We start from the raw sequence: 12,091 nt of genomic DNA, 5'->3' as shown, positions 1-12,091 counted from the left end.
TACTCCGTCTGTGGAGAACGGGATGTGCTGTGGGGAACGAGCGCTGCGGGGAATGAGCGCGTGGACGGACTCGTCAGCCGCGCCGCTCGAGCGCCGCCTGATAGAGGTCGCGCTTCCCGAGGCCCGTCGCCTCGGCGACCTCGGCCGCTGCATCCTTGAGCCGCGTGCCCGACGCGACCAGCGCGAGCACCTGCTGCACCGCCGCCTCGGGATCCGCCGCCCGCGGCGGCGCGCCCGCGACGACCACGACGATCTCCCCGCGCACGCCCTCCGCGGCCCAGGCGGCCACTTCCGCCGCGGTGCCGCGACGCACCTCCTCGTACAGCTTCGTCAGCTCGCGGCAGACGACGACGCGCCGGTCGGCGCCGAGCGCGGTCGCGATGTCGCCGAGGGAGGCGGCGAGCCGGTTCGGCGACTCGAAGAACACCATGGTCCGCTGCTCGGCGGCGACCGCCCGCAGGGTGGACAGCCGCTCCCCCTGCTTGCGCGGGAGGAAGCCCTCGAAGGTGAACCGGTCCGTCGGGAGCCCGGAGACGGCGAGCGCCGTCAGCACCGCCGACGGGCCGGGAAGGGCCGTCACGCCGACCCCGGCCGCGGCGGCCGCCTCCACGAGGTGGAATCCGGGGTCGGACACCGTGGGCATCCCGGCGTCGGAGAGCAGCACCACATCCTGGTCGCGGGCCAGCTCCACGAGCTCCGCCGCGCGGTCCCGCTCGTTGTGGTCGTGCAGGGCGATCAACCGAGGGCGGTTCTCGACGCCGAGCCCGGCCAGGAGGCGCTGGGCGACCCGGGTGTCCTCCGCCGCGACCACCGTCGCGGCCGACAGCACCTCCACGAGCCGCCGGGACGCGTCGCCGAGATTGCCGATCGGGGTCGCGGCGAGGATGATCATGGCTTCTAGTGTGGCAGTCGAAAGGCGACACCGAGCCTCCGCCCCTAGCATGGCTGGGTGACCTCTGCTCCTCCGACCGACCTCCCGGCCGCGCACGTCGCCGCGGTCCCCGTCGGCACGCGCCTCGACGACTGGTGGGCGCGCGTCCTGGGAACACCGGCCCGCCTGCGGCTGTGGATGTGGGGCGCGCCCGTCGCGGTGACCCTGCTCGCCGCCGTGCTGCGACTGTGGAACCTGGGGCAGCCGCACGCGCTCGTGTTCGACGAGACCTTCTACGTGAAGGACTCCTGGAGCCTGTGGAACCTCGGCTACGAGGGCAGCTGGCCCGACAAGGCCGACCCGCGTTTTGCCGCAGGCCAGACGCAGATCTTCGACGCGGATCCGTCGTTCGTCGCGCATCCACCGCTCGGCAAGTGGCTGATCGGGCTCGGGATGGCGGCCACCGGCCCCGCGAACTCGTTCGGCTGGCGCGTCTCTACCGCGATCGCCGGGACGATCGCGGTGCTGCTCGTCTTCCTCATCGCGCGGACCCTGTTCCGCTCGACGATGCTCGCCACAATCGCCGGCTTCCTGTTCGCGATCGACGGTCACGCCATCGTGATGAGCCGCGTCGCGCTCCTCGACAACTTCGTGATGTTCTTTGCGCTGCTGGCATTCTGTTGCATCCTGCTCGACCGGCGCTGGGCGGCCGATCGGCTGGCGGCGAAGGTCGCAGCCGCCCGGTCGGCGGGTCGCGATCCGGCGTGGGGGCCTGTGCTGTGGTGGCGTCCGTGGCTGATCGCCGCGGGCATCCTCTGCGGGCTGTGCGCCGGGGTCAAGTGGACGGGCTTCTACTTCCTCGCCTTCTTCGCCGTGTACACGGTGGTGGTGGATGCGGTGGCGCGCCGCCGGGAGAGGCTGCCGTTCTATGCGAGCGGCGCCCTGCTCAAGCAGGCGCCGGCGACCTTCGTCCTCATGGTCCCGCTCGCGTTCGTCACGTATGTCGCGACGTGGACGGGCTGGATCCTGTCGAGCAACGGCTACTACCGACACTGGGCCGAAGCCGCGCACGCGCAGTGGACGGGCGCCTTCAGCTGGGTGCCGCTCTGGGTGCAGAACCTCTGGTACTACCAGACGCAGATGTACGACTACAGCATCAATCTGCACACCCCGCACCCCTACCAGTCGAACCCGCTGACGTGGACGCTGATGCTGCGGCCGACGAGCATGTACTACGTCGGCACGACGAAGGGGCAGGCCGGCTGCCAGTGGGACTCCTGCTCGGCGGCGATCACGTCACTCGGCAACCCGCTCATCTGGTGGGCGGGGACGGCGGCCATCCTCTTCCTGGTGTACTGGCTGATCCGCTACCGCGACTGGAGGATCGGCCTCATCCTGACAGGACTCGCGGCGGGCTACCTGCCGTGGTGGCTCTACATGGGCCGGACGATCTTCACCTTCTACTCGATCGCCTTCGAGCCGTACCTCATCCTCGCGCTCGCGGCGGCCATCGCGATCGTGCTCGGGAAACGCACCGATCCGGAGCCGCGACGGCGCCGCGGCATCGTCTGGACCGGCGTCTTCCTTGCCGCCTGCACCCTGGTGAGCGCGTTCTTCTGGCCGATCTGGACGGGCCAGCAGGTGCCGTTCTGGTTCTGGCAGATCCACATGTGGCTGCCCAGCTGGGTATAGCTGCGGCCCTGTGCGGTGTCGGAGGCCGGTGGTAGACCGAGTGGTATGACCGATGCGGAACAGCCCCTCGACCTCGTCCCCCTCCCCGGAAGCGAACGGCCGGAACGTCCGGGCTTCCGCGCGCACGGCGGCCTGGCGCCCGACTCCCGGGTGGATGCGACGCTCGTCCTGCGCCGCCGCGCCGAACTCCCGCAGAGCGCCTTCGCCGAGCCGCTGAGCCGCGACGAGCTCGCGGAACGCTATGGCGCGTCGCCCGAGGACGTCGAGCTGGTGCGCAGCACGCTCGAAGGCCTGGGGCTGACGGTCGACGAGGTGGATGCGGGCGCGCGTCGGGTCCGCATCTCCGGTCCCGTGCAGACGGTCGCCCGGGTGTTCGGCACCGACCTCGCCGAGTCGAGCGCCGAAGACGCCGGCGAGGGCGGGACCGTCTACCGCCAGCGGACCGGCGGGCTCAGCATCCCCGCCGCGCTCGCCGGCGTGGTGACCGCTGTCCTCGGGCTCGATGACCGCCCCCAGGCGCGGGCGCAGTACCGGTACGTCCCTGCAGCCGCGGTCAACACGAGCTATACGCCGCCGCAGCTCGGCACGGTCTACGCGTTCCCCGAGGGCACCGACGGCAGCGGGCAGACCATCGCCATCATCGAGCTCGGCGGCGGCTACGTGCAGGAAGATCTCGACGTGTACTTCGCCGGCCTCGGCATCCCGACGCCGAGCGTTCGCGCGGTCGGGGTCGACGGCGGCTCGAACGCGCCGGACGGCAACCCGAACGGCGCCGACGGCGAGGTCATGCTCGACATCGAGGTGGCCGGCGCGCTGGCCCCCAAGGCCGAGATCGTCGTCTACTTCGCGCCCAACACCGACGCCGGCTTCCTGGATGCGGTGACCACCGCCGCGCACGCCGAGCCGACGCCCGCGGCGATCAGCATCAGCTGGGGCCAGTCGGAGGACGGCTGGACGGCACAGGCGCGCACGGCATTCGATGAGGCCCTGCAGGACGCCGCCGCCCTCGGCGTGACGACCACGGCCGCCGCGGGCGACGACGGGAGCAGCGACCGGGTCGGCGACGGCCGGCCGCACGTCGACTTCCCCGCCTCCTCGCCGCACGCGCTCGCCTGCGGAGGCACGCGGCTCGAGGCGGACACCTCGACCGGCACCGTGCGCTCGGAGATCGTCTGGAACAACGGCACGGGCGGCGGCGCGACCGGCGGCGGCGTCAGCGCGGTCTTCCCGCTGCCCTCATGGCAGGCGGGCGTCGGGGTGCCGTCGGGCGCGGACGGGACCGACGCCGGCGGCTCGGCCAACGGCCCAGGCGGACGCGGGGTGCCCGACGTGTCGGCGGTCGCCGACCCGCAGACCGGATACCGCATCCGCGTCGACGGTCAGGACACCGTGATCGGCGGCACCAGCGCGGTCTCCCCGCTCTGGGCTGCGCTCGTCGCGCGGCTCGTGCAGTCGACGGGCAAGCCGCTCGGACTCCTCCAGCCCCGGCTCTACGATTCGGTGCCGGCCGGGCAGGTCGCGGACGGCTTCCGCGACATCACGACCGGCGACAACGGCGCCTACCGGGCGACGGCCGGGTGGGATGCGTGCACGGGTCTGGGCGTGCCGGACGGCACGCGGCTGCTGTCGTCGCTCTGACCGGCCCGTGCGCCGCGCCGCGTCGCGTCGGACGAATCGCCCCGAATCTCCGACGGACCGCGGCGCGGATGGAGTTCTGGCGCTGGGGGAGCCGAATCTCCGACGCAAGGGGTCGAGTCTCCGAGGCCAGCGGTCGAATCTGCGGCGCGGGGGCGGCGCCGTTCGCGGTAGGGCGGCGCGAGGACGGTGGGCGCTGCCGACAGAATGGACCGGTGAGCACTCCGTCGGTGACCGCCCGTCCGCTTCCCTGGCTTCCGGGCCTCGCGGTGTGCGCGTTGGCTGCCGCCGTCGCGTGGGGAGTGCACTGGCTGGTGCCCGCCGTGCCCTTGCTGACCGCAGCGGTGGTGCTCGGGATCGTGGTGGGCCAGCTCCCGGTCGCGCGGCAGGCCGTGACCGGGCGCCTCGCACCGGGACTGTCCGTCAGCGCCAAGCGCCTGATGCGCATCGGCCTCGTGCTGCTCGGCCTGAAACTCAGCCTCGGCGACATCGCCGGGCTCGGCTGGGTCGCCATCCTGACCACCATCGGCGTCGTGCTGCTCAGTTTCGCCGGCACCTTCTGGATCGGCCGGCTGATGCGCCTCCCGGGTCACCAGCCGCTCCTGATCGCCACCGGCTTCTCGATCTGCGGCGCGTCCGCGATCGGCGCGATGAGCGGCGTCGTGAAGCCCAAGGATGAGGAGGCCGCGACGCCGGTGGCCCTGGTGACGCTGTGCGGCACGCTCGCGATCTTCGTGCTTCCGCTGTTCTGGCATCCCCTCGGACTGGATGCTCAGCAGTTCGGCCACTGGGTCGGCGCCGGCGTGCACGACGTCGGGCAGGTCGTCGCGACCGCGCAGCTCGCGGGCGCCGCCGCCCTCGCCGTGGCGGTCGTCGTCAAGCTCACCCGCGTGCTGATGCTCGCCCCGATCGTGGCGGTCGCCGCGGTCGTGGAGCGTCGCCGCCACGTCGTCGGCGACCCGGGCGTGAAGCGCCCGCCCATCGTCCCGCTCTTCGTCGCCGGGTTCCTGCTCGCCGTTCTGGTGCGGACATTCGTGCCGCTCCCGTCCACCGTGACGGACGGCGCCGACACCCTGCAGACCGTACTGCTCGCCATGGCGCTGTTCGGCCTCGGCACCGCCGTCCGTCTCCGCACCCTGGTCGGCACCGGCTGGCGCGCCCTCGTCACCGGACTCGTCTCGTGGCTGCTGATCGCCGTGCTCGCGCTGGGTGCCGTCTGGGTGTCGACAGCCGCCTGAGGCAACAACTCGCGCTCAGTCGACCAGTTTCAGCCCGATGACGCAGCCGACCAGGCCGACGATCAGCAGCGCCTTGATGAGGGAGAACCCGTCACCGCCGAACGTCATCGCGTAGAGCACGGTCAGCGCCGCGCCGATGCCGACCCAGACCGCATAAGCGGTCCCTGTGGGGATCTCCCGCATCGCGAAGGCCAGTCCGGCCATGGAGGCGAGAAGCGCTCCGACGAAGACCACGGACGGCCACAGCCGCGAGAGCCCCTCCGAGCGGCCGAGCGCGGTCGCCCAGACGGCTTCGAGCACGCCGGAGAGAATGAGAACGATCCAGGACACGATCCGACTCCTTGGCCAGTCTTGTCGCTCACCGGGTACTGAACCGTCGTCCGGGGCCCTTCGCGGGCCTGTGCCCAGGCTAGCAAACCGGGTTGCGGCGTGTTACGACGCCCGCCCGACAGCGTCGGCGGGGTCGGGTAGCGTGAGCCCATGGCAGATCGCGAATACGGTTTCCGCACGCGGGCGATCCACGCGGGCAACATCCCCGACCCGGTGACGGGAGCGCGAGCGCTGCCGATCTACCAGACCAGCGCCTTCGTGTTCGACGACACGGCGGATGCCGCGGCGCGATTCGCCCTGCAGAAGTACGGCAACATCTACTCGCGTCTCGCCAACCCCACTGTGGCCTCGTTCGAAGAGCGAGTCGCCAGCCTCGAAGGCGGCCTGGGCGCCGTGGCGACGGCCTCCGGCCTCAGCGCGCAGTACATCACCTTCGCGTCGCTGGTCGGCGCGGGCGACCACATCGTCGCGTCGGCGAACCTCTACGGCGGATCGATCACCCAGCTGGATGTGACCCTCCGGCGCTTCGGCGTCGAGACCACCTTCGTGCAAAGCGCCGATCCCGCGGACTACGCCGCCGCGATCACCGACCGCACCAAGCTGGTCTTCGCCGAGACCATCGCCAATCCCTCCGGCGAGATCGCCGACATCGAGGGGCTGGCGGAGGTCGCGCACGCGGCCGGCATCCCGCTCGCCATCGACTCCACGATCGCGACCCCGTACCTCAACCGGCCGTTCGAGTGGGGAGCCGACATCGTCATCCACTCGGCCACCAAGTTCCTCGGCGGCCACGGGACGACCCTCGGCGGCGTGGTGGTCGAGAGCGGTCGGTTCGACTGGCACTCCTCGAAGTTCCCGCTCTTCGGCGAGCCGGTGCCCTCGTACGGCGGGCTGCAGTGGTCGGGCAACTTCGGCGAGTACGCCTTCCTCACCCGGCTGCGGGCAGAGCAGCTGCGCGACATCGGACCGGTGCTCGCGCCGCACTCGGCCTTCCTGCTGGCGCAGGGCGTCGAGACCCTGCCGTACCGCATCCAGGCGCACGTCGACAATGCCCGCGCGGTGGCCGAATGGCTGGATGCCGACCCGCGCATCGAGAAGGTGTTCTGGGCCGGACTGCCCGAGCACCCGCATCACGACCGCGCCCTCAAGTACCTGCCGAAGGGGCCGGGAAGCGTGTTCAGTTTCGTCGTGAAGGGCGGCCGCGAGGTGGGTCAGAAGTTCATCGAGTCGGTGAACCTCGCCAGTCACCTTGCCAACATCGGCGATGCGAAGACGCTGGTCATCCATCCCGCGTCGACCACCCACGCGCAGCTGACCGAGCAGCAGCTGCTCGACGCGGGCGTGCTCCCCGGCGTCGTGCGGATCAGCGTCGGGATCGAAGACGTCGACGACATCATCTACGATCTCGATCAGGCGCTCACGATCGCCGTCGAGGAGGCGAACGCAGCATGACGACTGCCACCGAACCCACCACCGCGTCCACCACGGAATCCACCACCGAGGTCCAGCTGGCGAACGGCCTGAGCTGCGCCCTGCCGTCCGACTCCCCGCTCGCCAAGCTGCTGAAGTCGCAGCGCACCTGGGTGGGACCGGACGCGAAGGAGCGCCTGAAGATCCTGCGCGGCGCGAAGTCCGTCGCGATCGTCGGCGCGTCGCCCAATCCGGCGCGTTCCTCCTACTTCGTCGGCACGTACCTGCAGCAGTCGAGCGACTACCGGCTGTACTTCGTCAACCCGAACGCCGACACCATCCTGGGCCAGAAGGCCTACCCCGACCTCGCGTCGCTGCCGGAGGTGCCGGACATCGTGGATGTCTTCCGCAAGCCCGCCGACATCCCGGCGGTCATCGACGAGGCGCTCGCGATCGGCGCTCCGACCGTGTGGGTGCAGCTGGGGATCTGGAACCAGGAGGCCGCCGAGTACGGCGAGTCGAAGGGGCTGACGGTCGTCATGGACCGGTGCATGAAGATCGAGCACGCCCGCTTCCACGGCGGACTGCACCTGCTGGGCTTCGACACCGGCCAGATCACCGCGCGCAAGACGCTCCGCTGACCCGTCCCCTCACTAGCAGCTCCTGAGTTTTTCGCACGAATGGATGGTCAGAGCGCGAAAAACTCAGGAACCGTGAGCTGAGGGGCGCGGCATCTCAGGCGCGCGCCACGATGTGGAAGACGTGCCAGTGCTTCGGGCCTTCGAAGGACATGCCGCGACGGTCATCCTCCACCAGCTGCACCACGTCCATCCCGGCGAGCATCCCCTCTACCTGGGCTCGGTCGTGGAAGCTCATCCCGGCGCGTCCGGCCCACTCGTCGTGCGGGCCGAACAACTCCCCCGCGAACACGCCGCCGGGCCGCAGCGCCTCGCGGATGTCGGCCCACAGGTACGGGAAGTGCGACTCGTCGCAGAACGGCAGTGCGAAGCCCGCGTAGATGAGGTCGGCGGCCGGGAGCTCGCCCAGCGTCTCGAACGACGCACGCCGCACCATCACGCGTTCCGATGCCTCACCTGACAGCCCGGCGCACACGCGTTCCTCGACGCCCGGGTCCGCATCCACCGCCAGGACGCGCCACCCGTGCTCGGCCAGATGACGCGTCTCGACGCCGTCGCCGCAGCCGAGATCGACCGCGTCGCCCGGCTCTCCGTCCCACGCGGCGAGGGCGCTCTGAAAGGTCGGCCGCACGCCGCGCCCGCCCTGCTTCTCATAGAACTGCGACCAGTCGAACGCCATGTCGCCGAGCCTACGCGGAGCGCGCTCCCCGAGCACCAGGCGCACGGTGCCCCGGACCATCCCACCGAGCGTCGTCCGCACTGGCTAAGATCGGCGGGTGCAGTCCGCGCCCCCGCCCCCTCGCGTCGCCGTGCTCGGCCCGGTGCTGGTGGAGGACCGCGCCGGCGCGCTGGCGGAGCCTGCCGGCGTGCTCGGCAAGAGCCTGATCGTGGCCCTGGTGCTCGCACGCGGCGTCGCGACGGTCCCGTCCCTCGTCGAGGACCTCTGGGATGACGCCCCGCCCCGGCAGGAGCGCGCGGCGCTGCAGACCCTCGTCTCGCGCGTGCGGACCACCAGCGCCGACGGCCTGCTGGAGTCCACGCCGAGCGGCTACACGCTCGCGGTCGCGCCCGAGCAGACCGACCTCGGGCTCGCCCGTCACTGCCTCGACCGCGCTACCGCCGCCGTGCGCTCGGGCGACACCGCCTCCGCGATCGCCGAGACCACGCACGCGCTCGGACTGTGGCGCGGCGAACCGGGCGCCGAACTGGGGAGCTCGCCGCTCGCCGACGAACTGCAGCGCACCGCCGCCTCCCTCCGCGACGAGCTGCTGCTCCTCCGCGCCCGCGCCCGACGGGCGGGCGGCGACCCGACCGCCGCCCTGCACGACCTGCGCCCGCTCCTCGACAGCCGCCCGCTCGACGAGACGCTGCGGCTGGAGCAGCTGCGGGCCCTCGCCGACGCCGGACGGCGCAGCGAGGCGCTGCTGGCGTTCGCCGAGCTGAAGGAGGCGCTCCTCGACCGGCTCGGCACCCGCCCCGGACCCGAACTCGTCGCCCTCAATGCGGAACTGCTCGCCGCCGACGAGGACGAGCGACCCAGCGCTCCACGGCGCGTCCGGATCGGACTCCGTACCGCGCCGAACGCGCTGGTCGGGCGCGAGTACGATCTCCAGGCCGTCGAAGACCTCATCGCCACCTCCCGGCTGACGACCATCCTCGGGGCCGGCGGCCTCGGCAAGACCCGCCTGGCGCAGGAGGTCGGCAACCGTGCCGTGCACACCCCCGCCGTCATCGTGGTCGAGCTGGCGAGCGTCCGGTCGGGCGAGGATGTCGAGCTCGCGTTCGCGTCGACCCTCGGCATCCGCGAGGCCCGTGCGACCAGGGCGGCCGACCCCGGCTCGCAGCTCGACCTGCGCTCGCGCATCCTGGGACTGCTCTCCGAGCGCGAGACCCTGCTCATCGTCGACAACTGCGAGCACATCGTGGATGCGGCCGCTGCATACGTGCAAGACATCCTCGACTCCACCACCAACGTCCGCGTGCTGGCCACCAGCCGCGCGCCGCTCGCGATCGGCGCCGAGCGCGTGTACCCGCTCGACTCGCTGAAGAGCACCGACGGGGACGCGGCGCACGCGTCGGGTGCTGCGGCCGCATCCGGCTCGTCGCCTGCGGACGCGTACGGGCCGGCCGTCGCCCTGTTCGTCGAGCGGGCCCGCGCCGCACGGCCCGGAGCCGTGCTGCCCCTCGACGTCGTCGCCCGGCTCTGCGACCGGCTCGACGGCCTCCCGCTCGCCATCGAGCTCGCCGCCGCGCGCACCCGATCCCTGTCGGTGGATGAGATCGAACGCCGTCTCGGCAACCGCTTCGCCCTGCTCACCGGCGGCGAGCGCACCGCGCCCGAGCGTCACCGCACCCTGTTCGCCGTCATCGAGTGGAGCTGGAACCTCCTCAGCACGTCGGAGCAGGCGCTGCTGCGACGGCTGTCCCGCTTCCCCGACGGCTTCAGCGCCGAGGCCGCGGAGGCAGTCGCCGGCTCCGGCGCCGTGACCGTGCTGGACGACCTGGACGCCCTCGTCGCGCAATCGCTGGTGACCGTGACCGAGGACCGCAGCACCGGACTCCTCCGCTACCGGATGCTGGAGACGGTCCGCGAGTTCGGCGACCACGAGCTGGTCGGCGCCCGCGAGGAGGACGCCGTGCTCGTCGGGATGGACGCGTGGGCCGTGGCGTTCTGCCGTGAGACGCTGTCGCGGATGCACGGCCCGCAGCAGGTTCCGACGTTCCAGCGGGTGACCGCGGAGCAGGACAACCTCGTCACCGTGCTCCGATCCGCGATCGACGGCGGCCGGCGCGACACCGCCGCGGTGGTCTTCGCGACGCTCGCCTACTACTGGTCTCTGCGCAGCGCGCACTCCGAGGTGCTCGGCTTCGGCTCGGCGATCATGGATCTGCTGAAGGACTGGGAGCCCGAGGGCGAACTCCGCGAGGCGGTCGCGGCGAGTTACACCATCGTCGGCGGCACCTTCCTGTTCGTCGACCTGCGCACCTCGGCCCGCGCGATCTCCCGGCTGCGCCGGCTGCGTCGACGGCAGCCGTTCGCCGACTCCCGGCTGGACGCGATGGCCGCACTCGTCCTCCATGCCGGCCGGGCCGACACCGGCCTGGATCTGCTGCGCACGTACGCCGATTCCCCCGAGGCCGAACGAGCGGCCATCGGCAACCTGCTGCTCGCGCAACTGCATGAGAACTCCGGCGAGCTGGATGAGGCGCTCGAACGTGCGACGCGCGGCTGGGAGGCGGCCCAGACAGCCGGGGACGCCTGGTCGCTGGCGTCGGCCGCCCAGGCCATCGCCCAATGCCACAGCCAGCTCGCGCATCCGGCCGAGGCCCTGGAGTGGGCGCAGCGCGCCCACGACCAGATGTCGCTGCTGCAGGCCGACGGCGACCTCCGCCAGCTCGACTGGCTGATCGCGATGAACGCCATCGCGAACGGCGAGACCGCCCGCGGCCGTACCCTGCTGGAGCGGTACCTCGCCGTCGAGGTCGACCGCACCGGCTTCGACTACGCCGACTACTACGCGATCGGCTATGCCGGGATGGCGGAGATCGCCGTGGCGGAGGGTGACCTGCCCGAGGCGGTACGGCTCTACGACGAGGCGCTCGCCGCGTTCGGCGGCGCGCCCACCACCGGCGAGCGCATCCTGAACCCCTGGACGATCGTGCTCGGGGCGGCGGCGCTGGTCGTCCGGCTGCGGGTGCTCGCCACGGACCCGACCGTCGTCGATCCCGCGGAGACGGACGCGGCCGCCGCGGCACTGCGCACGCGCATCCTGGTCACCTCCCGACTCAACCCGCCGTCGCTCGACCGGCCGGTCACCGGGTCCGGCCTGTCCGGGTTCGCCGTGTGGATGCTCGACCCGCGAACGGCCGAGCGGCATCCCGATAGCTGGGTGGATGCGGGGCTGACTCTGTTCGCGCTCTCCGGGCGGGCGAACGCCCGGCAGGACGTCGCGAGCCTGCACCAGGACGCCCTCGCGGACCGGATCGCGGAGACGTGGGGGCGCGAGCGCCTGCAGGCCTCCGCCGCGTCCGTGGCTGCCGTCCCGCCCGCCGAGGCCGTCGTGCGCGGCCTGTCGCTGCTCTCCGACGTGCGCCCCTGACCCGGCGGACCCCGTCCAGCCCCTCCGCCGTCGCTCCTCGCCCTTCCGTGGGGGGGGGGGGGGGGGCGGGGGGGGGGCCCCCCCCCCCCCCCCCCCGCCCCCCCCCCCCCAAGAGGAGAAAAGCTTTGTGTCACCACAAAAAAAAAAAAAACAATATAGTCTTTCTCACAAAACAAC

The 12,091-nt window shown here is 71.9% G+C and carries 9 protein-coding genes and 1 riboswitch; of the genes, 6 read left to right on the top strand and 3 right to left on the bottom strand.

The features are described from left to right. Positions 1–73: 73 nt before the first annotated feature. Positions 74–892: a 16S rRNA (cytidine(1402)-2'-O)-methyltransferase gene (gene rsmI, locus ACF1AJ_RS00925; RefSeq protein WP_391505744.1), complete on the bottom strand. Its 819-nt coding sequence runs from the start codon at positions 890–892 to the stop codon at positions 74–76. Between the two features lie 57 nt (positions 893–949). On the opposite strand from rsmI, the gene ACF1AJ_RS00920 reads away from it, so the two are divergent. The 3 genes from ACF1AJ_RS00920 (at position 950) to ACF1AJ_RS00910 (ending at position 5,436) form a co-directional block, all read left to right on the top strand. Further along, positions 950–2,563, top strand: a complete 1,614-nt coding sequence (locus tag ACF1AJ_RS00920) for a dolichyl-phosphate-mannose--protein mannosyltransferase (protein ID WP_391505743.1) — start codon at positions 950–952, stop codon at positions 2,561–2,563. A gap of 45 nt (positions 2,564–2,608) precedes the next feature. After that, on the top strand, positions 2,609–4,201 hold the full coding sequence (locus ACF1AJ_RS00915; RefSeq protein ID WP_391505742.1) for a protease pro-enzyme activation domain-containing protein: 1,593 nt from the start codon (positions 2,609–2,611) through the stop codon (positions 4,199–4,201). Positions 4,202–4,413: 212 nt separating this feature from the next. Continuing rightward, positions 4,414–5,436 (top strand): YeiH family protein, encoded by a 1,023-nt coding sequence (locus ACF1AJ_RS00910; protein ID WP_391505741.1) that lies wholly within the window; start codon positions 4,414–4,416, stop codon positions 5,434–5,436. A gap of 15 nt (positions 5,437–5,451) precedes the next feature. On the opposite strand, the gene ACF1AJ_RS00905 is transcribed toward ACF1AJ_RS00910, so the two are convergent. Next, positions 5,452–5,766 carry a multidrug efflux SMR transporter gene (locus tag ACF1AJ_RS00905; RefSeq protein WP_309860383.1) on the bottom strand — a complete coding sequence of 105 codons (315 nt, stop codon included), beginning with the start codon at positions 5,764–5,766 and terminating at the stop codon, positions 5,452–5,454. Between the two features lie 10 nt (positions 5,767–5,776). Then, positions 5,777–5,840: riboswitch (guanidine-III (ykkC-III) riboswitch) on the bottom strand. 76 nt (positions 5,841–5,916) lie between these two features. Here ACF1AJ_RS00905 and ACF1AJ_RS00900 point away from each other — a divergent pair. Both ACF1AJ_RS00900 and ACF1AJ_RS00895 read left to right on the top strand, forming a co-directional pair. Then, positions 5,917–7,218, top strand: a complete 1,302-nt coding sequence (locus ACF1AJ_RS00900; protein ID WP_309860385.1) for an O-acetylhomoserine aminocarboxypropyltransferase/cysteine synthase family protein — start codon at positions 5,917–5,919, stop codon at positions 7,216–7,218. Then, a complete protein-coding gene (locus tag ACF1AJ_RS00895; protein WP_391505740.1) occupies positions 7,215–7,817 on the top strand; it encodes a CoA-binding protein in 603 nt (200 codons plus the stop codon). The genes ACF1AJ_RS00900 and ACF1AJ_RS00895 overlap by 4 nt, the downstream gene beginning before the upstream one ends. Positions 7,818–7,911: 94 nt before the next feature. Here the strand turns inward: ACF1AJ_RS00895 and ACF1AJ_RS00890 are convergent, their stop codons facing one another. Next, positions 7,912–8,553 carry a class I SAM-dependent methyltransferase gene (locus tag ACF1AJ_RS00890; RefSeq protein WP_391505739.1) on the bottom strand — a complete coding sequence of 214 codons (642 nt, stop codon included), beginning with the start codon at positions 8,551–8,553 and terminating at the stop codon, positions 7,912–7,914. A 37-nt stretch (positions 8,554–8,590) separates the two neighbouring features. On the opposite strand from ACF1AJ_RS00890, the gene ACF1AJ_RS00885 reads away from it, so the two are divergent. Then, positions 8,591–11,914, top strand: coding sequence for an ATP-binding protein (locus ACF1AJ_RS00885; RefSeq protein WP_391505738.1), 3,324 nt, complete (start codon positions 8,591–8,593; stop codon positions 11,912–11,914). Positions 11,915–12,091: the final 177 nt, after the last annotated feature.

It is taken from the genome of Leifsonia sp. NPDC014704 (assembly GCF_043083605.1).
GTDB lineage: Bacteria > Actinomycetota > Actinomycetes > Actinomycetales > Microbacteriaceae > Leifsonia.
The sequence above is the reverse complement of the archived record's forward strand: the minus strand, read 5'-3'. Positions and strand labels throughout refer to the sequence as shown.